Annotated in this window: 24 protein-coding genes; 14 read left to right on the forward strand and 10 right to left on the reverse strand. The window is 64.9% G+C overall.

Annotated features, from left to right (window positions below):
• Positions 1-57: 57 nt before the first annotated feature.
• Both Q4E25_RS00815 and upp read right to left on the reverse strand, forming a co-directional pair.
• Positions 58-1,272 (reverse strand): M20 family metallopeptidase, encoded by a 1,215-nt coding sequence (locus Q4E25_RS00815; RefSeq protein ID WP_303152952.1) that lies wholly within the window; start codon positions 1,270-1,272, stop codon positions 58-60.
• A 58-nt stretch (positions 1,273-1,330) separates the two neighbouring features.
• A complete protein-coding gene (gene upp / locus Q4E25_RS00820) occupies positions 1,331-1,966 on the reverse strand; it encodes a uracil phosphoribosyltransferase (protein ID WP_303152955.1) in 636 nt (211 codons plus the stop codon).
• 95 nt (positions 1,967-2,061) lie between these two features.
• Between upp and Q4E25_RS00825 the strand changes: the two genes are divergently transcribed.
• Genes Q4E25_RS00825 through Q4E25_RS00835 form a run of 3 tightly spaced genes read left to right on the forward strand, consistent with a single transcriptional unit; the run spans position 2,062 to position 4,516 of the window.
• Entirely contained in the window at positions 2,062-2,331 is a 270-nt protein-coding gene (locus Q4E25_RS00825; RefSeq protein WP_303152959.1) for a hypothetical protein, read from the forward strand.
• Positions 2,331-3,266, forward strand: a complete 936-nt coding sequence (locus tag Q4E25_RS00830) for a C40 family peptidase (protein WP_303152963.1) — start codon at positions 2,331-2,333, stop codon at positions 3,264-3,266. Before Q4E25_RS00825 ends, Q4E25_RS00830 begins: the two co-directional genes overlap by 1 nt.
• 11 nt (positions 3,267-3,277) lie before the next feature.
• Positions 3,278-4,516 carry a hypothetical protein gene (locus tag Q4E25_RS00835; RefSeq protein ID WP_303152967.1) on the forward strand — a complete coding sequence of 413 codons (1,239 nt, stop codon included), beginning with the start codon at positions 3,278-3,280 and terminating at the stop codon, positions 4,514-4,516.
• A 12-nt stretch (positions 4,517-4,528) separates the two neighbouring features.
• On the opposite strand, the gene Q4E25_RS00840 is transcribed toward Q4E25_RS00835, so the two are convergent.
• On the reverse strand, positions 4,529-5,458 hold the full coding sequence (locus Q4E25_RS00840; protein WP_303152970.1) for an adenosine deaminase: 930 nt from the start codon (positions 5,456-5,458) through the stop codon (positions 4,529-4,531).
• 39 nt (positions 5,459-5,497) lie between these two features.
• On the opposite strand from Q4E25_RS00840, the gene Q4E25_RS00845 reads away from it, so the two are divergent.
• On the forward strand, positions 5,498-6,742 hold the full coding sequence (locus tag Q4E25_RS00845) for a D-alanyl-D-alanine carboxypeptidase family protein (RefSeq protein ID WP_303152972.1): 1,245 nt from the start codon (positions 5,498-5,500) through the stop codon (positions 6,740-6,742).
• Here the strand turns inward: Q4E25_RS00845 and Q4E25_RS00850 are convergent.
• The 7 genes from Q4E25_RS00850 to Q4E25_RS00880 all read right to left on the reverse strand — a co-directional run bounded on the left by Q4E25_RS00850 (position 6,705) and on the right by Q4E25_RS00880 (position 12,934).
• Positions 6,705-7,589, reverse strand: coding sequence for an RDD family protein (locus tag Q4E25_RS00850; RefSeq protein ID WP_303152975.1), 885 nt, complete (start codon positions 7,587-7,589; stop codon positions 6,705-6,707). The genes Q4E25_RS00845 and Q4E25_RS00850 overlap by 38 nt on opposite strands.
• A 49-nt stretch (positions 7,590-7,638) precedes the next feature.
• Entirely contained in the window at positions 7,639-8,721 is a 1,083-nt protein-coding gene (locus tag Q4E25_RS00855; RefSeq protein ID WP_303152978.1) for a YhjD/YihY/BrkB family envelope integrity protein, read from the reverse strand.
• A 141-nt stretch (positions 8,722-8,862) separates the two neighbouring features.
• A complete protein-coding gene (trpS, locus tag Q4E25_RS00860) occupies positions 8,863-9,888 on the reverse strand; it encodes a tryptophan--tRNA ligase (RefSeq protein WP_303152981.1) in 1,026 nt (341 codons plus the stop codon).
• Positions 9,889-9,899: 11 nt separating this feature from the next.
• Positions 9,900-10,391 (reverse strand): DinB family protein, encoded by a 492-nt coding sequence (locus Q4E25_RS00865; protein ID WP_303152983.1) that lies wholly within the window; start codon positions 10,389-10,391, stop codon positions 9,900-9,902.
• 85 nt (positions 10,392-10,476) lie between these two features.
• Positions 10,477-10,668 carry a hypothetical protein gene (locus Q4E25_RS00870; protein WP_303152985.1) on the reverse strand — a complete coding sequence of 64 codons (192 nt, stop codon included), beginning with the start codon at positions 10,666-10,668 and terminating at the stop codon, positions 10,477-10,479.
• Between the two features lie 62 nt (positions 10,669-10,730).
• A complete protein-coding gene (locus tag Q4E25_RS00875) occupies positions 10,731-11,645 on the reverse strand; it encodes an exodeoxyribonuclease III (RefSeq protein ID WP_303152986.1) in 915 nt (304 codons plus the stop codon).
• 32 nt (positions 11,646-11,677) lie between these two features.
• Complete coding sequence (locus tag Q4E25_RS00880) at positions 11,678-12,934, reverse strand: MFS transporter (RefSeq protein WP_303152988.1); 1,257 nt, start codon at positions 12,932-12,934, stop codon at positions 11,678-11,680.
• A gap of 324 nt (positions 12,935-13,258) precedes the next feature.
• Here Q4E25_RS00880 and Q4E25_RS00885 point away from each other — a divergent pair, with 324 nt between their 5' ends.
• The 10 genes from Q4E25_RS00885 to Q4E25_RS00930 all read left to right on the forward strand — a co-directional run bounded on the left by Q4E25_RS00885 (position 13,259) and on the right by Q4E25_RS00930 (position 23,800).
• Complete coding sequence (locus Q4E25_RS00885) at positions 13,259-13,678, forward strand: hypothetical protein (RefSeq protein WP_303152990.1); 420 nt, start codon at positions 13,259-13,261, stop codon at positions 13,676-13,678.
• Between the two features lie 97 nt (positions 13,679-13,775).
• A complete protein-coding gene (locus Q4E25_RS00890; RefSeq protein ID WP_303152992.1) occupies positions 13,776-14,534 on the forward strand; it encodes an ABC transporter ATP-binding protein in 759 nt (252 codons plus the stop codon).
• Positions 14,531-15,865 carry a hypothetical protein gene (locus Q4E25_RS00895; protein ID WP_303152994.1) on the forward strand — a complete coding sequence of 445 codons (1,335 nt, stop codon included), beginning with the start codon at positions 14,531-14,533 and terminating at the stop codon, positions 15,863-15,865. The genes Q4E25_RS00890 and Q4E25_RS00895 overlap by 4 nt, the downstream gene beginning before the upstream one ends.
• A gap of 54 nt (positions 15,866-15,919) precedes the next feature.
• Positions 15,920-16,540: a hypothetical protein gene (locus Q4E25_RS00900; protein WP_303152996.1), complete on the forward strand. Its 621-nt coding sequence runs from the start codon at positions 15,920-15,922 to the stop codon at positions 16,538-16,540.
• A 186-nt stretch (positions 16,541-16,726) separates the two neighbouring features.
• Positions 16,727-17,809, forward strand: coding sequence for an iron-siderophore ABC transporter substrate-binding protein (locus tag Q4E25_RS00905; RefSeq protein WP_303152998.1), 1,083 nt, complete (start codon positions 16,727-16,729; stop codon positions 17,807-17,809).
• Between the two features lie 84 nt (positions 17,810-17,893).
• The gene (locus Q4E25_RS00910) at positions 17,894-18,814 is read left to right on the forward strand and encodes an iron ABC transporter permease (RefSeq protein ID WP_303153185.1); all 921 of its coding nucleotides are present in this window, start codon (positions 17,894-17,896) and stop codon (positions 18,812-18,814) included.
• Positions 18,811-19,833, forward strand: a complete 1,023-nt coding sequence (locus Q4E25_RS00915; RefSeq protein WP_303152999.1) for an iron chelate uptake ABC transporter family permease subunit — start codon at positions 18,811-18,813, stop codon at positions 19,831-19,833. The genes Q4E25_RS00910 and Q4E25_RS00915 overlap by 4 nt, the downstream gene beginning before the upstream one ends.
• A gap of 8 nt (positions 19,834-19,841) precedes the next feature.
• Positions 19,842-20,627 (forward strand): ABC transporter ATP-binding protein, encoded by a 786-nt coding sequence (locus tag Q4E25_RS00920; protein ID WP_303153001.1) that lies wholly within the window; start codon positions 19,842-19,844, stop codon positions 20,625-20,627.
• Between the two features lie 23 nt (positions 20,628-20,650).
• Entirely contained in the window at positions 20,651-21,547 is an 897-nt protein-coding gene (locus Q4E25_RS00925; protein WP_303153003.1) for a siderophore-interacting protein, read from the forward strand.
• Positions 21,548-21,616: 69 nt separating this feature from the next.
• The gene (locus tag Q4E25_RS00930) at positions 21,617-23,800 is read left to right on the forward strand and encodes an NADP-dependent isocitrate dehydrogenase (protein WP_303153005.1); all 2,184 of its coding nucleotides are present in this window, start codon (positions 21,617-21,619) and stop codon (positions 23,798-23,800) included.
• Positions 23,801-23,806 lie beyond the last annotated feature (6 nt).

Below are 23,806 nucleotides of genomic sequence, written 5' to 3' on the forward strand. Positions count from 1 at the left end.
CTCCTTTGCTGAAGAATTCATGGGTAAAATCCTTCTGACAGTGTAGTGCGTGGCCTTCTAATCCTCCACGTCGGCAAACTGCTGCGCCACTGAGCCGAAGAGCTTGATGCCAATGCCGATGGCGCGCTCATCCACGGTGAGATCCCCCATGTGCAGATCGTGCTGCTCGCCCTCGCCGGACCAGCAGCCCAGGCGAGCCATGGAACCCGGCACCTTTTCCAGGTACCAAGAAAAGTCCTCCCCACCGGAGGACTGCGGCGCCTGCACCACGGCCTGCGGGTCGATGGCCTTGGCCGCTGCTGCCAACAGGGCGGTAGAGACGTCGTCGTTGAGCACCGGCGGAACCCCGCGGTGATAGGTCAGCTCGTGCTCCACGCCCACCGGCGCCAGCACCTGCTCCACCAGCTCCGCGCACAGCTGCTGCATCTGGCGCCACACGGCGATGTCCGCGGTGCGCATCGTGCCAGACACCGAGCCGGACTCCGGGATGGCATTCGGCGCATAACCCGAGTTGACCTGGCCAAAGACCAAGACCGTGCCGGTGCGCGGATCCACCCGACGCGAAAGCAGACCGGGCAGCTCCGTGATGAGCTTGCCCAGCGCGTAGACCACGTCCGCGGACAGGTGCGGGCGCGAGGTGTGCCCGCCCGGGCCCTTGACCTCGATGTCCACCACGTCGGTGGCGGAGGTGATGGCACCGGCCCGCACGCCGATGCGGCCCACGCGCAGCTTGGGCTCCACGTGGACGGCAAAGATGGAGTTCACGCCCTCCAGCGCGCCCCACTCGATGACGTCCGTGGCGCCGCCCACCCATACTTCCTCGGCCGGCTGGAAGATGACGCGCACGCCGATGGGCAGCTCATGCACGCGCTGGAAATCCGCCAGTGCGCAGGCCAGCCCCAGGGAGATGGTGGTGTGAACGTCGTGACCGCAGGCGTGCATGACGCCGGGTACCTCAGAGGTGTACTCCAGGCCGGTGACCTCGGTGACCGGCAGGGCGTCGATATCCGCGCGGAAGGCCAGCCGGCCCAGCTCGGTCTCCGGGCCGATGTCCACCATGAGGCCGGTCTCCGGGAAGAGCTGCGGCTCAAGCCCGTAGTCCTGCAGGACGCGCGCGATGAAGCGAGTGGTCTCCACCTCGTTGTTGGAGGTCTCCGGGTGGCGGTGGATATGGCGGCGCCACCCGATGACTTCTGCACGATGACGGTCGTACCACTCGCTCACGAATGCCGAGATCACTGCTGCCTCCTGACGTACTGTTCCTATCTGCATGAGTCTACAACTAGACCATGCGGTTCAGTTAGCCGGCCCGGTGGGAGCAGAGATTGCTCTAAAGATCGATGTTGCGCGGGCCGTAGAGGCGATCGCCGGCGTCGCCCAGGCCGGGGACGATGTAGGCGTCCTCGTTGAGCGAGGGGTCAATCGCCGCGGTGACCAGGCGCACCGGCAGCCCGGAGTTAGCCAACGCGTCCACGCCCGGCTGGGCGGAGACCATACAGATGGCCGTAATGTCCGTGGCGCCGCGCCCCGCGAGCAGCCGCAGCGAGTGCAGCAGGGAGCCTCCGGTGGCCAGCATCGGATCCACCACGAAGACGCTGCGCCCAGAAAGATCCTCCGGCAGAGCCTCCAGGTAGGGCACCGGCTGGTGGGTTTCCTCGTCGCGGGCCATGCCGATGAAGCCCACCTGGGCGTCCGGGATCATCGACAGCGCCGGGTCAATCATTCCCAGGCCCGCGCGGATGATGGGGACGATGATCGGCGGATCCTGCAGGCGGGTGCCCCGGGCGGTATCCACCGGGGTGACGCAATCAAAGTGCTCGACGGCAAGGTCACGGGCGGCCTCGTACACCAGCATCATGCCGAGGTCCTTGAGGGCGGCGCGGAAGGCCGCGTTATCGCTGCGCGCATCCCGCATCAGGGTCAAGCGGGAGGCCGCCAGCGGGTGGTCTACTACGTGGATATCCATAGGCACCAGAATATAAGCTTCCTCTCCCACCGGCAGCATTGCTCCGGTCACATGTGGCTGGGAACCGATCGCGGGTTTTCTCAGTCCAATAGAGCATGACGACTTTTGCGATTGACACCGAATACACTCGCCGACTTGCCCATGAGCTGCAGGACGCCGCCCAGGGCGCACCCATTCCCCTTCCCCACTTTCCGCAAGATCTCTCCGAGTTCGGCGCCCTCGTGGCGCAGGCCCTGTCCAATCTTGACGCCCGCACCGCGCAGCTGCGCGCGGACGCCAACGCCGTGGCGGAATCCTCCTTCATCATGGCGCGTGACGCCGAGCTTGGCGACGTCTCCCTGGCCACCGCCCTGGGAGGCCAGTGATGTTGGAGCTCGCACTGAAGAACATCGCCCGCCTGCAGCCCTCGCCGCTGCCGCAGGTCACCCTGCCGGAGCTGCCCGATCTCAGCGCGATTCCTCCCCTGGCGGAGATTGCCCACGGGGATCCGCGCAGGCTTCTCGACGCCGCCGGGGTCGCCGCCGAGGACCGCCAGACCATCGCCGAGGTGCTGGAGAAAGCCAAGGAGCTGCTCGTGGCCGCCGGCGGCGACCTGCTGCGGCTGGGCCTGGAGCTGGTGCAGCGCGGCTTCCCGCTGGCGCTGAGCCTCCTGGTGCCCAACCCGGCCGCGCAGGCCGCCGCGCGCGCCGGCTTGCAGGCACTGGCCACGGAGTACCTGGGCAAGGCCCTGGCCCGCGTCACGCAGCTCGGCACCGAGTTGCTGCAGGCGGCGGCTCCCCTGCTGCCCATTGCCCAGCGCGCGGTGGAGTCCGCGGTGGCGGGCCCGCAAGACTCGAAGCACCAGCTGCAGCAGGGCAGCGCGGGATCTCCCACGGCGCCAACGAAGGACTCAGAGGACATGGTGGTGCACGAGGTGGCCCACAAATCGGGCACTGACGCTGCCACTTCCGGCGGCTCCGCCCAGGGCCGCGCCGCGGTGGAGGCCGCCAAGACCCAGCTGGGCACGCCGTATGTGTGGGGTGGCACCGGCAACGGCGGCTTCGACTGCTCCGGGCTAACCCAGTGGGCCTGGCGCCAAGCCGGCGTGGAGCTGCCGCGCACCGCGGAGAACCAGACGGTGGGCCGGCAGGTCAGCGCCGATGAACTGCAGCCCGGGGACTTGGTGGTGTGGGACGGCCACGTTGCCCTTTACTCCGGTGGCGGCCAGATGATTGAGGCGGGCTCGCCGGTGCAGACCAGCCCGCTGCGCACCTCCAACATGGGCATGGCTTTTAAAGGCTTTTGGCGGCCCACAGGGTAAACTGTTCGCCCATGAACTCCCGCGCAATTGTTCCCGTCCAGCTGTCCTTGTCCGAAGGCGACTTCTACACCCTCTGGGCGCCGAAGTGGCGCCAGAGCGGCTCCGAGTGGCAGGCCTTCCTTGGTGACGATGAAGCAGTCCTGCTCTTCCACACCGAGGCCGAGCTGCTGTGCTTCCTCGAGTCCGGCAAGAACCACGACCTCAAGGATCATCCCAAGTGGGAGGCCTTCGAGAACAAGCCCGCGGACCGTGTGGCGGCCGCCGAGCGGGATCAGTACGACCTCGTCGGCCTGCCCGAGTACCTGGTGGGCCGCCCCAGCCACAAGAATGTCTCCACGGTGGCGCGCAACCTCGAGGTGGCCGAGGCGCTGGCCAACGTCACCGGCGCGGAGCACACCATCATCTTCTTTGCCTCCCACTCCATCCTGCGCAACGTGGCCCGCGGCGCGGATCACTACGCAGGGGATCAGGGCATGAGCGAGTGGTCCGGCGTGGGCCGCGTGGTGCTGGGCAACTGGCGCGAGGTCATCGCGGACCTGGACAAGGTGGTCAAGGTGGTGCCGAGCACCGACTTTGACGAGTCCGCCATCACCGACGCCGCCACCCGCATCTCCGCCGCCCAGGAGGCCAGCGCCGAGGCGCAGAAGAAAGCCGAGGAAGAGCGCAAGGCACAGGCCGCCGCGGCCGATCCTTATGACAACTCGCCGTGGGCTGCCGCGGGCATCGACCCGGTGAAGATCACCGTGGACCTCAAGAGCGTGTACACGCTGCGCACTTACCTCGACGGCAAGCCATTCTTCCTGGGCAAGTGGGGTGAGATCTTCACCTTCTCTTCCCCGAAGACCCTGGTGCGCTGGATCATGGAAAATGACGAGCATGATCTCGCCCGCGTCTCCACCTGGGAGGAGCTGGTCTCCGCGGCCAACGCCGGCGAGCTGGAGCTGACCGTCCACCCGGATAACCAGTACACCTTCAACGGCATCGTGCGCGATATCGAAAAAGGCCCCGAGGCCGTCGATACCGACCAGATGGGCCGCTGCTACGAGGTTTGCGCGGACGCCGCGGACTGGGCTGGCGACGACTCCATCAACTCCTACATGCTGGAGCACCCGCGCTTCCAGGACTACCTGGGCTACATGCTCGGCTCCACCGAGCACGCGGGCTACGTCCCCTCCAAGCCCTACAACGAGCACGCAGAGTCCTGGAAGGGCCTGGAGGAGATGCTCACCAAGCGCTTCTCCCGCTTTTAGGATCCCGCGCGCTTAGTCGTCAGCGTCGAGTTCCTCGCGGTGCTCGTCCTCGGCGAATTCGGCGTCGGCAAGCTTCTCGTAGGCCGGCAGGATCTCCTCTTCGAGGAGGCGCTGCCGGTCTTCCTCGTTCATGAAGGAATTTTCCACGGCCTTGACGGTGAGATCGAAGAACTCCTCGAGGCCGTAGCCGAAGGTCTCGCTCAGAGCCACGAACTGCTCCGTGAGGCTCCCAGCCTCCGCCTGGCCGCTGGCGATGCTGCAGGTAAAGCCCAGCTGCTGCAGCAGCGGCAGTGGGTGATCCGATAGGTCGAGGTCCTCGTTTGCGTCCCACAGCGGGCACATCGTCACCGCGAGGTGGCGGTCGCGCACCCACACAGAAACTCTGCCCGGGCGCACGCCCTCCAGGTCGGCGCTGAAATCATCGATGAGATCCACCGGGCGCACCAGGCGCTGTGCCCCAGCCGTCACCGCGGCCTCAATGCCCGCGAAATCGCCAGCGAGCACCTGCCAGGGTACAAAGGACGCGCGCAGGCCGCTGGAAAGATCCTCGAGCTCAGCGCCACGCGCATCGGTAGCATCCAGCATGAAGCCGGCCACGCGCGGATCCGCGCTGAGCTGCGCTAGCTCCTCGGCCCTGCCGCCCTGCGCGTTGGCCGTCAGGATGATCGCCGCCTCGATGCCCGGCACCTTGGCCCCGGCCACGGCGGCGTCGAGAGCCTCCTCGGCGGGAAAGCCGTAGGCCTCGGGCCGCAGGCATAGCTCCGCGTAGAGCACGTGGTCGGCGGCGAGGGCCTCCACGGCAGCGCGGGTAGCGCTGCGCAGCTCCGCGGGACTTGCCGCCGTGGAGGGAAGCTCCTGGTAGAGGGTGACCTTGGGAAGGCCTGCGAGAACCTCCACACCAGTGTCTTTGTTTTCCGGGCTAATCAAAGGTGCGTCATGCATAGGGAACATCCTAGGGCCGGCTTTAAGATAAAGCACGCCATGAGAAACGTTGCCGCCACTGCCTCGATTGCCCTGCTCCTGCTCAGCGCCGCGCCTTATGCCGCGGCCCAGGAGGACGCCCCAGGCAATGAGGCCTCCACCAGCTCCTCCCCCATCCGCACCGAGGCGCCCGATACCGATGACTGCCCCTTCGCCGAGCTGCCGGAACCGGCCATCACCACCTCGGAGCGCCTCGCCCCAGGGCAAGCCGCGCCGACTCCCCTGCCGCCAGTGGCCACCGCCAACTGCGGGGTAAGCGCGCCAGAGGACTTCCGCGTGGACAAGGACGTGGTGGCCTCCGCGTGGATGGTCAGCGACATCGACACCGGCGAGATCATCGCCATGAAGGATCCCAATGGCCGCTACCGTCCGGCCTCCATCATCAAGGCACTGCTGGCCCTGGTGGCCATAGACGAGCTACCGCTGGATAAGAAGGTGCACACCACCATGGAGGATGCCTCCGTGGAGGGCTCCGCGGTGGGCATTGGCCCGGACACCGACTACACCGTAGAGCAGCTCCTCCAGGGCTTGCTCATGGCCTCCGGCAACGACGCCGCCCACGCCCTGGCCCAGGCCCTCGGCGGCGACGAGGTAGCGCTGCGCAAGGTCAACGCACTGGCGAAGAAGCTGGGCACGCAGTCCACCTACGCCGCGAGCTACTCCGGGCTCGACGCGCCCGGCATGTCCACCTCCGCCGAGGACATCTCGCTGATTTACCAGGCGGCGTTTCACAACCCCACCTTCGCGCGCCTGGTGAACACCGAGCACGTGGAGTTTCCAGGCTGGGGTGAGATGCCCGGCTACCAGCTGTGGAACGATAACCGCCTCTACCTGGAGGATCCAGACGGCATCGGCGGCAAGACCGGCTACACGGAGGACGCCCACCACACCTTCGTCGGCGCCCTCGACCGGGGCGGCCGACGCCTGCAGGCGGTCATCCTCAACACCACCGTCGAGCACGGCCCGCGCGCCTGGCAGCAGGCGCAGATGCTCCTCCACGAGGCCTACGAGGTTCCGGAAGGCCACGGGGTGGGCATGCTTGCCGACGCCGCCGCACCCCCCACGACCACCGTGCCGCCGACTCCTACCCCGGCGCCGGCGCCGAGCTCGACAGTCGCGGCGGAGGCCTCGCCGGAAGCGCCCAGCCGCCTGGGCAACATCGAGGGCTGGGTGGGCTGGGTCATCGCCGCCCTGGTGGGCGTGGCACTTATTGCGGGCGCTGGCGCTTCACTACTTCGGCGTTAGCCAGGCGGTCGTGCTGCCCGCGCAGCTCATTGTTCGGGTTGATGGTGGAAACCACGTAGACTGCGCAGGCCATCGAGGCCAGCGGGCCGATGCCCGGCACCAGCGAGACGAGGCGCCACCACTGGCGCTTGGCAGATTCGGTGATGCTCAGCTTCTCGCCCGTCTCGGCGTTGCGCACCTCGTAGCCCATGAGCATCTTGGCCGGGGTGGCGCCCAGCACGGACTCGAAGAGCACGAAGTAGGCCACCCCGAGCAGCGAAGTGCCAAAGAGAGTGACAAAGTCACTCGAGGAGGCATCAAAGGCCACCGCCCCGACAATGCCCACCATGAACAGCGCAATGACGCTATCAATAAGGGCCATGGCCACGCGGGTGCCCATGGTGGCGCGCGGAGAATTCGGCCCCATGCCGTAGGCCACGCCGTAGGGCGCGAGCTGCGCCGCACCCTGCTGGAGGTTGTTCTGCCCGAAGGGATCCACGTGGAAGGGCGACTGGGACGCCGTGGCCGTCGGGGGCGCGGCCGGCGCGGCGAAGGGAGACTGCTGCGCCGAGGCAGAGGCCTGCATGCCGTAGGGCCATTCGCCGTAGGCGGCGACCTCACTGAGCTGGCTCCACGTGGGGCGCAGGCCCTCATCTAGCCCCTCGTCATAGGTGGCGCGGGTCTCCGGGGAGGAGAGGATGCTGTGGGCAATCTGCAGCTGCTGGCGCTGCTCGTCACCCAGGGAGACCCCCATGCCTTCGAGCCGGGCATCCTTGGCGGCCAACAGGATGCCGAGCTCGCGGGAAGTGGCGTGCGGGTCCAGCGAGAAGTGCGAGTAGAGGTTCGGTGCCAGGGCGTTCGAAGTCATGCGTAACAGTCTAGGTCATGCACCGGACATCGCCTCCCCGCGGGAGGAGCTACTTGCGGCGCAGCAGAGCCCACGCCCCCGCGGCGGCAGCACCCAGGGCGGCCCCCACACCGAAGGTGGCCCCGGCGTTCGGGCCCTCCTTGACCTCGGTTCGCACGTGAATGACGGCCGGCTCCGGCACCGGCGGAACCACCAGGTCCAGGGATTCCTCAGTAGTCGCGGTCCAGGCGGAGACGTAGAGTACCACGCGCCAGACCAGGTACATGACCACCATGAGCACGATGACCGGGCCGAAGACCGCACCAGCCGGGTTGCCCGCGGCCGAGGACATGATGACGGTAGACAGCTGCTTGATCACCTCGAAGGCCACCGCGCCCAGCGCAGCGCCCTTCACACCGGACTTGCCCGGTACCTCGGTGCGCGGCAGGAAGGCAATGAGCCACCACATCACCAGGAAGTTGGCCAGCAGGCCGATGGCGATGCCGGCGAGGAAGAGCACCGCGCCCATGCCCGGGAAGGACTCGATGCCCACCAGCTCGAAGATCTTCTGGGTGAGCCCGGAGGTGCCGGCGGCGGTCACGCCGAAGGCCACCATGAGCGCGACGAGCAGGCCAATGAGCCCCAGCAGGTCGCTAAGCTTTTTGGTCACGAAGTTGCCGGGGGCGTCGTTCGGATCCAGCCCCCACATCGCGGAGATGCCGATGCGCAGGTTCATCATCCAGCCCAGCCCGGACCACAGGGTGGTCAGGCCACCGATGCCGTACATCGCACTGCGCTGCGCAATCGCGGTTTCCAAAAGCTCGTTGATGGTATCGCCCAAGTCCCCGGAGACGGAGTCGGCGATGCGCTCCTGCAGCTGCATGAGCAGGTCCGGCCGGGAGGCCAGCACCGTGGCGGCACCGGCCACCACGAGCATGAAAATAGGAAAGATAGCCAGCACGGAGAAGTAGGTAATGCCCGCGGCGTACTGGTTGCCGCCGTTGCTGGTGTAGCGCTCCTGCATGCGCATGATGTGGTCCAGAATCTCGGACTTCTCACGCACCTTGTCCACCGCGCCTGGTTCGTCGGCGTGGGCGCGCTCTATGCCGTAGTCGTCGGTCTTATTCTCGTCGCTGCGCGTCGAAGTCGCCACAACACACCCCTCAGAAATATCATTATCCGTCAATAAAACGTCCCCCCATGCTAACCGGCGGCGGCCAGCATGGGGAGCCAAAGGGGGCCTCGGCAGCGGGAATGTTGCCGAAACTTTACGTGCCTTCTCTTGACGCGCTTTCTAGCGGCGCGGAAGGAATCCGACGGCCTCGTAGACCTTATCCACCAGCGGCTGCGCCACCTCGGAGGCGCGCTCAGCGCCCTGGGCCAGGATGCGCTCCAGCTCGCCGCGGTCCGCCATGAGCTCCTCGTAGCGTGCCTTGAGCGGGGTGGTGAAGGCCTCGAGGGCGTCGGCAGTGTCCACCTTGAGGTGGCCGTAGCCCTGGCCGGCGTACTTTTCCACCAGCGCGTCGATGGGCTCGCCCGTCAGCGCCGACTGGATGGCCAGCAGGTTGGACACGCCCGGCTGCTTCTCGCGGTCAAAGGCCACCACGCCTAGGTCATCGGTCACCGCGGACTTGATGCGCTTGGCGGAGGTCTTTGGCGCGTCGAGCAGGTTGATGATGCCCTTGGGGTTAGCCCCGGACTTGCTCATCTTGGCGGTCGGCTCCTGCAGGTCATAAATCTTGGCCGAGCCCTCCGGGATAAAGGCCTCCGGCACACGGAAGACCTCGCCGTACTTGTTGTTGAAGCGCTCCGCCAGGTTGCGGGTGAGCTCCAGGTGCTGGCGCTGATCCTCGCCCACCGGCACGTAGTGCGGGGAGTACAGCAGGATATCCGCCGCCATCAGGATGGGGTAGGTAAACAGGCCCACGGTGGTGCGGTCCTGGCCCTGCTTGGCGGACTTGTCCTTAAACTGCGTCATGCGGGAGGCCTCGCCGAAGCCAGTCAGGCACTGCAGCACCCAGGTCAGCTCCGTGTGCGCCGGCACGTGGGACTGCACGAAGAGCGTGGACTTGGCCGGGTCGATACCCAGGGCGATGAGCTGGGCCGCGCCCGCCACGGTGCGCTGGCGCAGCTCCTCCGGGTTCTGCTCCACCGTGATGGCGTGCAGATCCGGGATGAAGTAGAAGGCCTCGTAGCCATCCTGCAAGTCGATCCACTGCTTGAGCGCTCCGAGGTAGTTACCAAGGTGGTAGGAATCAGCCGTGGGCTGAATTCCGGAAAGCACGCGGGAAAGATTCTGCTCAGAAGTGGTGTCAGTCATGCTGGCACATTCTACTCTGCCGGCATGTGTGCCACGTGGTTTAGCGCACCCAAGTGCTGGGCGGCATCATCCAGGATGGAGACCAGCCGCACACCGCGGGTCACGTGCGGGGTCCAGGAGGTGTCGATGACCTCGTCCAGGGAGGCCTCGTCAAGCCGCGCCACGTACTCGCCCACCGCCTGCAGGCTCGCGCTCACGTACTCGTGCAGCCCCGCCAGCTCCTCGGCGTTGGCCACCTGCACGGCGCGGGCTTGTTCGGGCGAGTGCCCATAGCCCATCTCATCCGGCAAGCTCAGCGCGTAGCCTGCCCACAGCTCAGGCTCGCCGCTGAGCTGCGCCAGCTGCATGTCCGCCATGCGGCCGGTGTGCCACAGCAGCCAGGTGATGGAGTTGGGGTGCCCACCGCGGTGGGCGTTGGCCTCCTCGACGCTAAGCTCCGGCACCGCGGCCAAGGCGTCGAGGGGGCGTTGGGCAAGATCTGTCAGTACGTCGATTCCGTTCATGGCGCCCAGCCTAACGCCTTGCGTGGCAGGGCCCCACCGCACACAAAAAATGCCCCTCCGAGGAGGGACAGGCAGGAGACCGCGCTTAGAGCTTGCGGGAGGTCGGGCTAATGACATCCATCATGCAGGCGAAACCAGCCACCATGAACGCGCCGCCGACGCCCTGCAGGACAATCGGGCCCAGGAAAGCGAAGGACGGGCCGACGATGGTCCACCACCAAATACCCAGTGCAAGCAAAACGGCGCCGAGGACAGAGTAAACAATTGCGCGGGTCATGAGCATCTCCTGCGGTTGAAAAGGATGAAAGAAAGGTTAAAAGACTGGCTACAGCATAGCACTTAGCTGTACTCCACCAGCAGCGGGGAATGATCCGACCACCGCTGCTCCACCGTGGGTGCCTTCTCCACCCAGCTGCGCTGCGCGCGATTGAGCATCGCCCGGGTCGCCGCCTGGTAGTCGATGCGCCAGCCTGCATCGTTGTTGAAGGCCTGACCACGGTAGGTCCACCAGGTGTAGGGTCCCTCGGCCTCGGGGGCCAGGCGCCTGGCGACGTCGAACCACTGCGGGTCAGCCGCCGCCTCCCACTCGGTCTTGGTGGCGTAGTCCACCACCCCCAGCCACTCCCCCAGGCCCTTCTTCTCCTGCGGCTCGGCGTCCGGGAAGGAGCCGAAGACGTGATCCATGAAGGCGCGCTCCTCCGGCAGGTGCCCGGACTTCTTCTCGTTGGGCTTGTTGTTCTTCAGGTCCTGGCCGCGGTGGCAGATGTTCCAGTCCCCGCCCACCACGGCGTGCGGGTGCTCCGCGGCCAGCTGGGCCAGCACGCCGGAGAACTCGTCGAGGAAGGTGTACTTCTCATCCTGCTTCGCGGTGCCGGCGTCGCCGGAGGGCAGGTAGAGCGAGGCCACGCGCACTGATTGGCCCTGGGAGTCCTCCACGGTGGCGGCGATGAAGCGGCCGGCGTCGAGGAAGGAGCCGAAGCCCACGGAAACATCGCTGAGCGGAGTGCGCGCGAGGATGCCCACCCCGGCGCGCCCCTTGGCGGAGGACTCGGCCTGCTCCAGGTGCCATCCGGCCTCCAGGGAGGGAGCCAGCGCCTTGCGGGTTTCGGCCGGGGTGGCGCGCACTTCCTGCAGCAGGATGACGTCGGCAGGCGTGGTCTCCAACCAGGCGTTCATGCCCGGGTTGTTCTCGTTGCGCTGCTTGCAGGCCGCGCGGATTCCATTGACGTTGACGGAGGCGATGGTAATGGTCATGCTGGTCAGTCTAATGCCGCCCGGCGCGGACACTAAAGCTCGGTGGAGTCGACGATCTTCACCGCGCGCCGCGGGGCCCGGCGCCTCTTGTCCAGGATGGTGATAACCCAGGTCAGGCAGCCAGCCGCGGCGAGGGCCGCGCCCGCCAGCGCCGTGGCGTTGTAGGCGTAGCCCGCGCCGACCACCACGCCGCCGATGGCCGCGCCCGCCGCGTTGGCGATGTTGAGCGCGGATTGGTTGAGGGCGGCGGCGAGGGTTTGGGCGTCGCCAGCCACCTCCATCAGGCGCAGCTGCAGGGAGGGCACGAGGGTGGAACCGAAGAAGGCCAGGACGCCGAAGCTTATCGACGCCGCCCACACGTTGTGCGCCACAAAGTAAAACAGGATGGACACGCCCATCATGCACAGCAGGGCAAAGATGATGCCGAACTCGAGGTTGCGGTCCGCCAGCGCGCCGCCGAAGGCGTTGCCCAGGGTCATGCCGATGCCGTAGGCCATGAGCACCGCCCAGGTCCACGTCGGATCCATGCCGGCGACCTCAGTCATGGTCCACGTGATGTAGGTGTAGACGGCAAACATGCCACCGAAGCCCACGGTGCCCAGGACCACGGTGAGCAGCACCTGCGGGTTGCGGAAGGCTCCCAGCTCGGTGAACATATCGGTCTGCTTCATCTGCGTCATGTGCGGGAAGAGGGCAAAGAGCAGCACCATGGTCAGCGCCGCGATGGCCACGACGAGCAGGTAGGCCGCGTGCCAGCCCAGCGCCTGGCCCAGGGCTTGGGCGGCGGGCACGCCGGCCACCGTGGCCACGGCCAGGCCCATACCCACCAGGGCCATCGCCTTGCCCCGCGCACCCATCGGCGCGAGTGCGGCGGCGGAGAGATTCGCCACCGAGAAGTACGCGCCGTGCGGCAGGCCGGCGATGAAGCGGGCGGCCAGCAACAGGCCAAAGTTCGGGGCCAGTGCGGTGAGCAGGTTGCCGGCCAGCAGGAAGCCGATGAGCACGATGATGAGCCGGCGGCGTGGCAGCGTGCCGGTCACCGCGGCGATGGCTGGAGCGCCCACAACGACACCGAGCGCGTACACCGAAATGACAATGGAGGCGCGGTCCTCGGTGATGCCGAAGTCATCCGCGATGAGCGGCAGCAGGCCCATGGAGGTGAACTCCGTGGTGCCGATGGCAAACGCGCCCAGCGCCATGGCGAGCATGACCACACGCCTGCGGGCCGAGGAGATCTCGGTTTGGCGCGGCACACGGGGCTTATCGGAGGCAGCAAGAGAGTCAGTCACGTGCGCAGACCTTAGCCCTCGGCGTGGAAGCTTGTCTAAGCTGCGGCGCGCTTTGCCAGTCAATCCCACAGTTGCGCGGGGCCGTGCAGCGCATCACACAGCTGAGTATTCCGGTAATTCCTTTACACGCACGTGTCAAGAAAACCTTAAAAGTAGGAACAAAAGTTCCTTGTGCGCAAATTATGGCTATAAATCACGCCAATGCGCCTATTCTGCTAATCGGCACTGCGAGCTGCGTGCTTTCCGCCTACTGAGTTTCGAAAGGAAATCTCATGAAAAGAGCAACTTTTTTTCTCGATAGCCGCGTTTAGCGCTGCACTAAGCGTGGGCGCTCAAACAGCCGCCGCCGCCGAAGGGATCCGGCTGGCAGAAATACCGACCAAATGGGGCAATATCAGCGCCGCACGCACCCTCAGCGACGGCCCAGATTCCGACTCTGATGACCATCGCATCACCCCCTTCGCGGTACAAGGTAGCGATAATGCAGGCGCTTGCCGCCTTGTGGTGTGGGACATCGGATGGGATAAAGCCAGCAACGGGCTAGGGGTCCAGGGAGGCCGTGAGAATTGCGCGAATGCAGCTGACTTCACGCTTGAGCTGAAAAAGGACGTGTCGTTTAAACCAGATCCGGTGTTGGGCTCCACAACCGGCAGCGGGAATGGAACCGTCCGCGCTTTTAGTGCCTGCAAGGGGCGTGGCACGTACTTCGGCCGGATCAAAAGCACGACCGGCACGGTCCTTTAAGGCGACCGTTCCACGGTGTGTTAACACCCGCAATTAGTGCAGCCGTTCCTCCTCCCTACCGAGAGGAACGGCTTTTAACACTTGGCAAGGAATTTCTGTGATTGAGACTTTTGGACTGACAAAGAACTACAGACGTTGGGGAAAGAAGGCTCCCGCTCTCTTTGATGTTTCGGCGACGATCCCGAAAGGAGTCACAGCACTCATCGGCCCCAATGGAAGCGGCAAGTCAACGCTTCTACGCGTCCTGACCGGCTTAGAAAAGCCCAGTTCCGGCTATTTTTCCTCAGATGGAACCACGATCGATCATGCGGCACTGCCCCGCTACCGCGAGACCATCGGCTACGTTCCCCAGGATGTCCGCTTTGTTGCGCGCATGACTCTCACGGAGGCCCTGGAATACTCCGGCTGGGTAGCCGGGATGAGTCGAAAGGACTACAAAGACCGTGTTTTTGAGGTGCTGGAGCTTGTGGATCTTAGAAAAGCGGCGCAGCAGCGCGTAGGCACGCTGTCCGGAGGACAGAACCGTCGTCTCGGCATTGCTGCTTCGTTGATGCACTTTCCAACGACGCTTTTTCTCGATGAGCCCACTGCGGGGCTCGACCCCGGTGCACGTACCTCTTTACGCTCCGTGATCAAGAACATCACCCACGCTACGAGCATCGTTGTGTCCACTCACATCACGAACGACGTCACCGAACTCAGTGACCACGTTATTGCGCTTAACGCGGGCTCAGTGGCATACGAGGGAGACTGGACGACTCTGCGCTCGCAGTCCAAAAATGCTGCAGCAGAAAGGTGCGATGCGGACCCACTGGAAGTGGCACTGGAGTACATCATGCGAGGTGAGCAGGCATGATGCTTCGAACCTTTGCCTCTCCATGCGCCAAGTGGCTTGGATTCGCTCACGTTATCCTCAGCGCCATCATCGCTTTTCGCATTGGTTCTGACGAAATCCACGTATCCTACGTGCGCTGGCCCGACCTTGCCCACGAGTGGATGGAAGCAACGGCGTGGAGTTGTTTTAGCTTTTCCGGCCTCATAGCATTTAATTCAGCATCTCTGTGCCCAACGCGTTCCTTCTTTGCCACACATCCTGGACGGCGCGGTCTGACGGCCCAATTGCTTTCCCTGGCTCTTGCTGGGGCGCTTTGGACGCAGGCCGGAATCCTCGTTGGTCAAGTAGCGGGCATTATTCGCGGATTCAGCTCCGAGCCCAGTGACTCAGTCGCCTTTATTCTCACTATCTTGTCCTGCACCATTTTTCTGTTTGTGCTCGGACTAGCGTGCGCTCTCATCGGGTTCTCGCTGAGTGCCTTTCACCCGGCGGTGGCAGCATTGTGCGCGGTATTCTTCGCATACGTGATTCTGGTGGTCACAGTAAATTCCGATTTTTGGAAGTCGATAGTCCCTTTGCGAAGCGATGTTGCTGATAGCTTCAGTTTGTTTAGTGCGCACAACGCCGCAGCGAACGCTCTCGAGCTTCTTATCGTCGGGGCCCTGGCGGTAGCACTCGTGCTTCTCGTCCTCCGGACACGTTCATCAGCATCACAACGGCTTTCACACCCCCTAGCGCTCGGTGCGGTGATCATCATGGGTGTCTCGGCCTGCGGTATCCAGATCCTCAGCGGCCCGCGCACTGCGGCCGATAACGATGTCTGCCAGCAAGGAAGCGAAGGGATAACGGTGTGCGTCAACCGCGCCGATTCCCCCGGGTTGTCTCGGGCACTCGACGACATCGACGCAGTACAGCGCCTGTCCCCAGCCGCACCTGTATACACAGAATTGGTTGAAGTTAACTCCCACCATTTCTGGACTTCTCAGGGAGACGAGGCATGGGTGTCTCTCGACAATGCCGAGCGCCGAATTGATGCATCCGATGTGGCACTTTCTTCTGCGGGCGTCCACAACTGCCATGATCTCAATAGCGAGGGCGCATTCGTCATCGAACGGGTGGCGGTGTTCTTCCTCACGAGTGCCCACGCCTATTCGGACAAACTTGAAAAGTACGGCGCGCTTTACCAATCAATCAACGAAGGTGGTACCGCCGTCACGCACAACACCTACCTGACAGACGCTGCACCCGAGGAAGCGCAGGAGGCTATCACACAGAATTGGGATGACATCTACTCCTGCACAGCCAGCATGGATCTCCTCCACAGGGCAACGTTGCGGGAGGTTCAGCGATAAGTGCCACTCCACGCAATTCTAAAGACACTGCCCGTAGGCACAATCGCCGGGATTGTGGTCACCTCCATGCTATGCAGCGTGTTGCTCGATGGCACCTTCCGCATCGCGGGTTCCCCTGCGGAGCCGGTCAGCATCGCTTACCGCGAACTTGCTTGTGAACTCGCAGCACTGACGCTCGTCCTGCTGCTGACTTCGCCGATGGCTGAGCTCGATCTCCGCAGGCGAAGAGCGCAAGTGCTGGCTGTCGGCCGCTTACTTATCGGCATAGTGTGTTGCGTCATCATGGCGGTCTGGGCTTCTGCTCTCACCACAAGGGAGTTTGTCCTGTCACTTGGATTAGAGGTAGGCTCGAGCCCCACAGCCGTTCCGGAAAGTGAACTCATCATCAGCAACACCATCGTCCTGGCATGTGTTCTGGGACTGCTCATGCCATTCGTTGGGAGGCTGACTGCGCTTCCCTTTGTAGCAGCCGTCTGGCTCACATCCTATGCCCCCGTTGTCTTCGGCTGGTCAGAAACAACGTGGCCGCTGGACTACTTCCAAGAGCCAGGCCCATGGTTTTCCCTTCCACATTGCGCGGCCGCAGTCTCGCTTCTCGTCGGCACGTTGGCCGTGCACTGGCATTACGCCGGGATGAGCCCTGGCGCCACACACAACGAAAACGTTGGCAATTAGGCCATCCATTGCACGCTGACACTCTTTTCCCAGGCACTCGGCACCTAGACTTTAGGAGGTGCCGCGTAGGCCACTGTAATGCAACCTACAGCACAAATTGCGCAACCCAAACACAGTAAAATAGGCTTACCTAAGTAACCATAGCTTTACCTTAGTTGAGGTTCCTAACCGTAAGGAGTTGCCATCGTGCTTAAACGCCAACTCGCCACTGCCTGCGCCGCCGCTCTCACCGCGGCGGCTACTGCCTTCACCCTTGCGGCTTGTTCGCCTGCAAAGGAACAGACGGGTGATGTCGCCGCGGAGAACTTAGACCGTGCGGAGCGTAATTCGCACGCCGACACCGCGGCCTTCCCAATGACCATCACTCACGCGCTGGGTGAAACCACCATCGAGTCCGCCCCGCAGCGCATCGCCACTGTGGGCTGGGCCAACCACGAGGTGCCGCTGGCCCTGGGGGTGGTCCCGGTGGGCATGTCCAAGGTCACATGGGGCGATGACGATAACAACGGCATGCTGCCGTGGACCGAGGAGAAGCTCGCGGAACTCGGCGGCGAGCAGCCAGTGCTCTTCGATGAAACTGATGGCATCCCCTTCGAGCAGATTGCGAACACTGCCCCAGACGTCATCCTCGCCTCCTACTCGGGCCTGACCAAGGAGGACTACGAGACGCTGAGCAAGATAGCCCCGGTGGTGGCCTACCCGGACAAGTCCTGGCAGACCTCCATGGAGGACATGACCCGCATGAACGCCCAGGCCATGGGGTTGAGCGCGCAGGGCGACGAGCTGTTGACGAAGCTCAAGAAGCAGACCACTCAAGCCTTGGACTCCTACCCGGACCTCAAAGGAAAGAAGGTGCTGTTCACCGCATTCGGCGGCACGAGCGACGCCTCGAAGCTCGGTTTTTACACCACCGCGGATCCCCGCATGGGATTCCTCGCGGACAACGGCTTGGGCGTGCCGGAGATCGTGCAAAAGCACTCCCAGGACGCTGAGGACTTCTGGGTGGAGGTCTCAGCGGAAAAGCCCGAGGACTTCGCCGATGTCGATCTCATCGTGGCCTACTCCTCCGGCAACGCCGCCGACGACGCCGCAACGCTCAAAGAAATGCAGGCAGACCCGCTCAAGTCCAAGATCCCCGCGATCGCTCAAGGCAAGGTGGCCTTCCTCGACAACGGCCCGCTGGGTGCCTCCGCCAACCAGTCACCGCTTTCTATCCCGTGGGGCGTCGACAAGTACTTCGGTGAGCTCAACGCCACCGCAATGTCTTAATCGAGGGCGCCAATGAACGTTCGCAACTCCGCCATCGTGGTGGGGCTTCTGGTGGCCACGGCGCTGGCCGTCGTTGCTTCCATCATGTTTGGCGTGCGCAGCATCGCGCCTGCCGACGCCCTCTCAGCCCTCACCGGCGCCACCAGCACCGCCGAGCAGGCCGCGGCTTATGTGCGCATCCCGCGCACGGTACTGGCCTTGTGCGTCGGCGCCGCGCTGGCGCTGGCCGGAACCACGCTGCAGGCGCTGACCCGCAACCCGCTGGCTGATCCCGGCATCTTCGGCATCCTGTCCGGGGCCTCTCTCGCGGTGGTCACGGGCATCGCATTCTTTGGGCTCAACCGGCCGGTACCGACCATGCTCGCGGCCATCTGCGGTTCCTTCGCCGCCGCTATTTTTGTCTACACCGTGGGCTCGCTGGGCCGCGGTGGCGCCACGCCCCTCAAGCTGGCGCTCTCCGGGGCAGCCACCGCTGCAGCCTGCTCCAGCCTGGTCAGTGCGATCCTGCTGCCGCGCACCGACGTCATGGACAAGTTTCGCTTCTGGCAGGTCGGCTCCGTCGGCGGCGCGCAATGGGAGCACCTCGGGATGGCCACTCCCTTCCTCGTGTTCGGCCTCATCATCGTGTTGGCCAGCGCTACCGCGCTCAACGCCCTCGCGCTGGGCGACGACCTCGCCGCCAGCCTCGGCATTCACATCACCCGCTCACGGATCCTGGCCGGCGTCGGCGCGCTGCTGTTGTGCGGTGTGGCCACCGCCCTCGCGGGCCCTATCGCCTTTGTCGGACTCATCGTTCCGCACATCCTGCGCCTGCTCATGGGCACCGACCACCGTCTCCTCCTGCCCGCCTCTGCAGTGGGCGGCGGGCTATTACTCGTGGTGGCCGATACGCTCGGGAGGGTCATCGCCCGCCCCTCCGAGATCGCCGTGGGCGTGCTCACACCACTACTGGGCGCTCCCCTCTTCATCTGGATTGTCCGCCGAACCAGGGTGCGTGAGCTATGAGCAGCCCCAGCACAAGCACACTGCTACGCCACGCCCACCGCCGCCAACAGCGCGCCTACGCGCTACGCCTCGGCGCGCTACTCCTCGCGGTCATCGCCCTGTGGTGGCTCAACGTCCTCGTGGGAGAGAAGACCTATAGCTTTGCCCAGGCCTTCGCCGTCCTGCGTGGTGAGACGGTACCCGGTGCTTCCTTCACCTTGGGCGAACTGCGTCTTCCCCGCGCCACCATCGGGGCGGCCGCGGGCGTGGCCTTTGGCGTCTCCGGCGTGATCTTCCAGCGCTTGCTGCGCAACCAGCTGGCCTCGCCGGAAATCATTGGCATCTCCTCGGCCTCTGCGGCCTCCGGTGTCACCGCCATCATCGGATTTCATGCCTCCCAGTCAGCGGTCTCCGCCGCGGCGCTCGCAGCGGGCCTCGGGCTCAGCGCGCTGGTCTACGTGCTGTCGCTGAAGTCAGGATTCTCCGGCACCCGGCTGATCCTCATCGGCATCGGGTTCTCCGCGCTCTTGCAGGCCTGGATCAACCTCATGCTCACGGCGGCTCCTTCCTGGGACCTGCCCACCGCGACCCGCTGGATTACCGGCTCGCTCAACTCCCTGACCTGGCAACGCGGCGCGCCGCTGCTAGGAGCCGTGGTACTGCTCGCCCCGGTAGCTGCCCTGCTGAGTGCTCGGCTCTCATTACTCCAGTTGGGCGACGAGCTGCCCGTAAGCTTGGGCGTTCGCCTGCCCTTAGTGCGCGTAGGCCTTATCCTCTGTGCTGTCGGGCTCATCTCGGTGGCCACGTCGGTCACCGGGCCCATCGCATTCCTAGCGTTCATGTCCGGGCCCATCGCCGCGCGGCTTTTCCCCCTGGGTTCGGCGTTGATTCTGCCCTCCGCAGCCGTGGGCGCAGCGCTCGTGCTGGGCGCGGACTTCGCCGGTCAGTATCTGTTGGGGCATCAATATCCCGTCGGCGTGGTCACCGGCGCACTCGGCGCGCCCTTCCTCATCAACCTGCTCACCCGCATCAACCGCTAAGCATCACCATGACTCACCAGCTCTCTGCCCACGGCGTCTCCCTCGATTACGGTGGCGCCCCCATTATCGCCGACCTCAGCGTGGACATCCGCCCCGGCGCGATCACCTCGATTGTCGGCCCCAATGGCTGCGGCAAATCCACCCTCCTGCGCTCGCTCGCGCGCCTGCTCAGACCGGCCTCGGGAAGCATCGTGCTCGACGGCGCCGACATCGCACAGATGCCCACCAAGCTCCTCGCTCGGTCCTTGGGGCTTCTCCCCCAAACCCCGAGCGCTCCCGAAGGCATTACCGTGGGCGATCTCGTGGGCCGCGGACGCACCCCACACCAGGGGCTGTTGGGGCGCTGGAGCCAGGAGGATTACGACGTCGTCGCCGAGTCCATGGATGCCACCGGCGTGACCGAGCTGGCTGAGCGCCCCATCGACGAGCTATCCGGCGGCCAGCGCCAGCGCGTCTGGATCGCCATGGCCTTGGCCCAGCGCACCGACATCCTGCTCCTCGACGAACCCACCACCTACCTGGACATCAAACACCAGCTCGACATTCTCGACCTCGTGTGCGAACTCAATGAGAAGCGCGGTACCACCATCGTCATGGTCATCCACGATCTCAACATGGCCGCTCGCTACTCGCACGAGCTCATCGCCCTGCGCGGCGGCGCGGTCCGCGCCCAGGGCAGCCCCCGCGAGGTAATCACTGAGGACACCGTCCGCGATGTCTTCGGCATCGAGTCCGTCATCATCGACGATCCCGTCTCCGGTTTGCCCGCCGTCATGCCCCGCAGCACGCGCTAGGCCCACGCACTTCGAAAGGAACCATGCCCTACCAGCCCCACCTCGCCACGGTCCTCGACTCCACGCGCATCAGCCCCTCCCTGCAGCGCGTCCGCCTCACTGGCCTCGATGCCATGGGCCCCGCCGGCTACATCCGAGACCTGCGCATCAAACTCATCCTTCCGGGCCCGGATGGCCTGCCCCAGTTCCCAGACCGTGGTGACTGGTACGCCGCCTGGCAAGGTCTCGATCCGGCTACCCGCGGGCACATGCGCACCTACTCCGTGCGCGATCTCGACCGCACTCAGGGCATCCTCACCGTGGACTTCGTCCTCCACTCCGAGCCCGGAAGCGAGGGACCCGCCTCCACCTGGGCTACCTCCACGCAGCCTGGCGCCCGCATTTACGTCATTGCCCCGCACGCTCAGGACGCATCCGGTCCCGGCATCGAGTTTCACCCGGCAGGCGCCACTCGAGCCCATCTGTATGGTGACGAGACCGCGCTGCCGGCGCTCGCGCGCATCGCCGAGGAGTGGCCCGCTGGGCTCACCGGCTCCATCACCGTCGAAGTCCCCCACGCTGCGGATGCCCAAGCCCTGCCCGCCCGAGAGGGACTGAGCATTGAGTTTCTCCCCCGCGCGCAGCGCGAGCACGGAGCCCTGCTTATCGACGCCCTCTCCTCCCACCTCGGCATCACGCCCACCGCCTGCTCTGAGCGCCGCCCCACCGCTTCCCCGCTGCTGTGGGAAACGCCCTCCTATTCCTCCAGCGGCGAGGCAACAGACCCCAACCCAACCCGCAGCGGCGGAACGTATTGGTGGATTGCGGGAGAAAGTGGCGTCGTCAAGCGCATGCGCCGCATGCTCGTGCAGGGAGCCGGGGTGGAGCGCGGGAACGTGTCCTTCATGGGTTATTGGAAGCGCGGCGCCGCAGAGGGGTAATCGGCCACGCTGCCGCAGCAAGACAGGTATCCTGTTTGGTCGAGACGTTTTCAATTCATTAGGAGAAACATGGCTAAGATTATCTGGACCCGTACGGACGAAGCCCCGCTTCTGGCTACCTACTCTTTCAAGCCGGTTGTTGAGGCTTTCGCCTCCACCGCCGACATCGAGGTCGAGACCCGCGACATCTCCCTAGCCGGCCGCATCCTGGCGCAGTTCCCGGAGCGCCTGGGTGACAAGAAGGTCGAGGATGCCCTCACCGAGCTGGGCAAGCTGGCCAAGACCCCGGAAGCAAACATCATCAAGCTGCCGAACATCTCCGCCTCCCTGGTGCAGCTGAAGAAGGCCATCGCCGAGCTGCAGGCTGACGGCTTCGACATCCCGGACTACGAGGACGCCCCCGAGAAGTACGCCGTGGTCACCGGCTCCGCTGTCAACCCGGTGCTGCGTGAGGGCAACTCCGACCGCCGCGCGCCGATCGCCGTGAAGAACTTTGCCAAGAAGTACCCGCACAAGATGGGCGCGTGGTCCGCTGATTCCAAGACCAACGTGGCCACCATGGACGCCAATGACTTCCGCCACAACGAGAAGTCCGTCATCATGCCGGAGGAAGACACCCTGCAGATCAAGCTGGTCTCCGGCGACTCCGAGCAGGTCTTGCTGGAGAAGCTGCCGGTGCTCAAGGGTGAGGTCGTGGACGGCACCTTCATGTCCGCCAAGGCTCTTGACGAGTTCCTCAAGGCACAGGTCGCCCGCGCCAAGGAGGAGGGCGTGCTCTTCTCCGCTCACCTCAAGGCCACCATGATGAAGGTCTCCGATCCCATCATCTTCGGCCACGTGGTGCGCGCCTTCTTCGCTGACGTCTTTGAGAAGTACGGCGAGGAGCTCGAGGCCGCCGGTCTCAACGGCGAGAACGGCCTCGGCGCCATCTACGAGGGCCTGAAGTCCCTGGACAACGGTGAGGAGATCAAGGCTGCCTTCGACGCCGCTCTGGAGAACGGTCCGGACCTGGCCATGGTGAACTCCGCGAAGGGCATCTCCAACCTGCACGTTCCTTCCGACGTCATCATCGACGCCTCCATGCCGGCCATGATCCGCACCTCCGGCCACATGTGGAACAAGAACGACGAGGAGCAGGACACCCTGGCTGTCATCCCGGATTCCTCCTACGCCGGCGTCTACCAGGCCGTCATCGAGGACTGCAAGGCCAACGGCGCCTTCGATCCCTCCTCCATGGGTACTGTGCCGAACGTCGGCCTCATGGCGCAGAAGGCTGAGGAGTACGGCTCCCACAACAAGACCTTCAAGATCCCGGCCGACGGCACCGTGCAGGTGGTCAACTCCGCCGGCGAGATCCTTATCTCCCACGACGTCGAGGCCGGCGATATCTGGCGCGCCTGCCAGACCAAGGACGCCCCGATCCAGGACTGGGTCAAGCTGGCTGTCAACCGCGCTCGTCTCTCCGGCATGAAGGCCATCTTCTGGCTGGATCCGGAGCGCGGCCACGACGCCAACCTCATCTCCCTGGTGGAGAAGTACCTCAAGGATCATGACACCGAGGGCCTGGACATCTCCATCGCCTCCCCGGTGGAGGCCACCAAGATTTCCGTCGAGCGCATCCGCCGCGGCGAGGACACCATCTCCGTGACCGGCAACGTGCTGCGTGACTACAACACCGACCTCTTCCCCATCCTCGAGCTGGGTACCTCCGCCAAGATGCTGTCTGTCGTTCCGCTCATGGCGGGCGGCGGCCTCTTCGAGACCGGTGCCGGCGGCTCCGCCCCGAAGCACGTCCAGCAGGTGCAGGAGGAGAACCACCTGCGCTGGGATTCCCTGGGTGAGTTCCTGGCTCTGGCTGAGTCCTTCCGCCACGAGCTCAACGCCCACGGCAACTCCAAGGCCGGCGTGCTTGCCGACGCCCTGGATAAGGCCACCGAGACCCTGCTCGACGAGGGCAAGTCCCCCTCCCGCAAGGTGGGCGAGAACGATAACCGCGGCTCCCACTTCTTCCTGACCCTCAACTGGGCCAAGGAGCTGGCTGCGCAGACCGAGGACGCCGACCTCGCCGCCGCCTTCAAGCCGGTCGCCGAGGCCCTCGAGGCCAAGGCCGCTGAGATCGAGCAGGCTCTGCTCGACGTCCAGGGCTCCCCGGTTGACCTGGGCGGCTACTACGCGCCGGACGAGGAGAAGCTCTCCGCCGTCATGCGCCCGGTCGCTGCCTTCAACGAGATCATCGACGGCTTGAAGAAGTAATTCTTC

It is taken from the genome of Corynebacterium sp. (genome assembly GCF_030532325.1).
GTDB lineage: Bacteria > Actinomycetota > Actinomycetes > Mycobacteriales > Mycobacteriaceae > Corynebacterium.

What these genes read in the sequence shown, in the direction of transcription:
- Q4E25_RS00910 (WP_303153185.1), top strand. Translation starts at nt 17,894, where the DNA reads ATGTTTGGCGTGCGCAGCATCGCGCCTGCCGACGCCCTCTCAGCCCTC.
- Q4E25_RS00930 (WP_303153005.1), top strand. Translation starts at nt 21,617, where the DNA reads ATGGCTAAGATTATCTGGACCCGTACGGACGAAGCCCCGCTTCTGGCT.
- Q4E25_RS00895 (WP_303152994.1), top strand. Translation starts at nt 14,531, where the DNA reads ATGATGCTTCGAACCTTTGCCTCTCCATGCGCCAAGTGGCTTGGATTC.
- Q4E25_RS00920 (WP_303153001.1), top strand. Translation starts at nt 19,842, where the DNA reads ATGACTCACCAGCTCTCTGCCCACGGCGTCTCCCTCGATTACGGTGGC.
- Q4E25_RS00915 (WP_303152999.1), top strand. Translation starts at nt 18,811, where the DNA reads ATGAGCAGCCCCAGCACAAGCACACTGCTACGCCACGCCCACCGCCGC.
- Q4E25_RS00865 (WP_303152983.1), bottom strand. Translation starts at nt 10,391, where the DNA reads ATGAACGGAATCGACGTACTGACAGATCTTGCCCAACGCCCCCTCGAC.
- Q4E25_RS00840 (WP_303152970.1), bottom strand. Translation starts at nt 5,458, where the DNA reads ATGCATGACGCACCTTTGATTAGCCCGGAAAACAAAGACACTGGTGTG.
- Q4E25_RS00850 (WP_303152975.1), bottom strand. Translation starts at nt 7,589, where the DNA reads ATGACTTCGAACGCCCTGGCACCGAACCTCTACTCGCACTTCTCGCTG.
- upp (WP_303152955.1), bottom strand. Translation starts at nt 1,966, where the DNA reads ATGGATATCCACGTAGTAGACCACCCGCTGGCGGCCTCCCGCTTGACC.
- trpS (WP_303152981.1), bottom strand. Translation starts at nt 9,888, where the DNA reads ATGACTGACACCACTTCTGAGCAGAATCTTTCCCGCGTGCTTTCCGGA.
- Q4E25_RS00825 (WP_303152959.1), top strand. Translation starts at nt 2,062, where the DNA reads ATGACGACTTTTGCGATTGACACCGAATACACTCGCCGACTTGCCCAT.
- Q4E25_RS00875 (WP_303152986.1), bottom strand. Translation starts at nt 11,645, where the DNA reads ATGACCATTACCATCGCCTCCGTCAACGTCAATGGAATCCGCGCGGCC.
- Q4E25_RS00835 (WP_303152967.1), top strand. Translation starts at nt 3,278, where the DNA reads ATGAACTCCCGCGCAATTGTTCCCGTCCAGCTGTCCTTGTCCGAAGGC.
- Q4E25_RS00870 (WP_303152985.1), bottom strand. Translation starts at nt 10,668, where the DNA reads ATGACCCGCGCAATTGTTTACTCTGTCCTCGGCGCCGTTTTGCTTGCA.
- Q4E25_RS00845 (WP_303152972.1), top strand. Translation starts at nt 5,498, where the DNA reads ATGAGAAACGTTGCCGCCACTGCCTCGATTGCCCTGCTCCTGCTCAGC.
- Q4E25_RS00815 (WP_303152952.1), bottom strand. Translation starts at nt 1,272, where the DNA reads ATGCAGATAGGAACAGTACGTCAGGAGGCAGCAGTGATCTCGGCATTC.
- Q4E25_RS00925 (WP_303153003.1), top strand. Translation starts at nt 20,651, where the DNA reads ATGCCCTACCAGCCCCACCTCGCCACGGTCCTCGACTCCACGCGCATC.
- Q4E25_RS00830 (WP_303152963.1), top strand. Translation starts at nt 2,331, where the DNA reads ATGTTGGAGCTCGCACTGAAGAACATCGCCCGCCTGCAGCCCTCGCCG.